Origin of the sequence: Aeromonas sp. MdU4 (assembly GCF_041929505.1) — a bacterium.
GTDB lineage: Bacteria > Pseudomonadota > Gammaproteobacteria > Enterobacterales > Aeromonadaceae > Aeromonas.
Genome location: NZ_JBHFMW010000062.1, coordinates 1 through 1,033, shown reverse-complemented (window position 1 = coordinate 1,033; position 1,033 = coordinate 1). Strand labels below are relative to the sequence as shown.

Here is a 1,033-nt window from a genome sequence, read left to right as displayed (position 1 = left end):
CCCCGTTGCCAGGGGCTCTGAGGGTCGCAGAAGTAAACCTGAACTCCTGTGCTGGCGGTAAGCTCCAAATGCTTGGCCAGTTCCATACCGCGATCCCATGTCAGTGACTGCCTGAGCTTTGGTGGAAGCTCTTGGAATTTGTCTGTAAGTGCTTGATTCACAGACCCTGCATCTTTTCCACTTAGCTTGAGAATAAGGGTATAGCGCGATTTTCTATCTACAAGTGTGGCTATGTGAGAGTTCTTGGTACCGGAAACCAGATCCCCTTCCCAGTGACCGAAAGAGCGTCGGTTATCGATGTGCCTGGAGCGCTCATGAATTGAAATGCCGTTCACGATATTGATGGTGCCTCTCTCTCCCTTGCGGGTATGGCGTTTTCCATGGCGCAGGCTGTGGGAACGACGCAGATGCTTGATAAGCAGGTGGTGCAACGCACTCCGGCTGCGAAAATACAGCGTTTTATAGATTGTTTCGGCAGAGATCTGCATCGCCTTCTGGCGGGGCATCGTTCTTCTGATCCACCCAGATATCTGCTCTGGAGACCATTTCAACTCGAGTTTTTCCAACACCAGTTTTCGCAGTTGCGAATTCCGCTCCAGAAGGCATGCCTTGGGTCTTTTAGCCATGCGGCTAGCGCGATTATTCGCATCGACAGCTTTGTAATAGCGTCTGCCACTGTTGCGTTGAACCTCCCGGGATATTGTTGATGGAGAACGGTTAAGGGCGTGCGCAATTGCACGGATACTCATTCTCGCAGATAAACCGGCACGAATTTCCTCGCGTTCAGATAGTGTCAGGTGAGCCACAGCACGGCGACGCTCATTAGGCTTTATGCCCCCTGTGTCCCTCAACATGGTGAAAATTGTGCCGGGTTTCGAATCCAGGATTTTCGCTATCTCACTGAAGCCGGTTCCGCGCTTCCACAGCTCAAAAACAAACGCTTTTTCCTTTGCTGTAAATGTTCGCTTCATTCAACAATCCTCCGCAACTGCATGTTTCCACATGGTTGTTGCGTTGATCAATTGAATCTACA

General features: G+C 50.6%; 1 protein-coding gene. It reads right to left on the bottom strand.

Annotated elements, in window-relative coordinates; translation table 11 throughout:
- A partial coding sequence (locus tag ACE1BR_RS23130) for an IS30 family transposase (RefSeq protein ID WP_374874423.1) occupies positions 1–971 on the bottom strand: 971 nt, incomplete at its 3' end.
- Positions 972–1,033 lie beyond the last annotated feature (62 nt).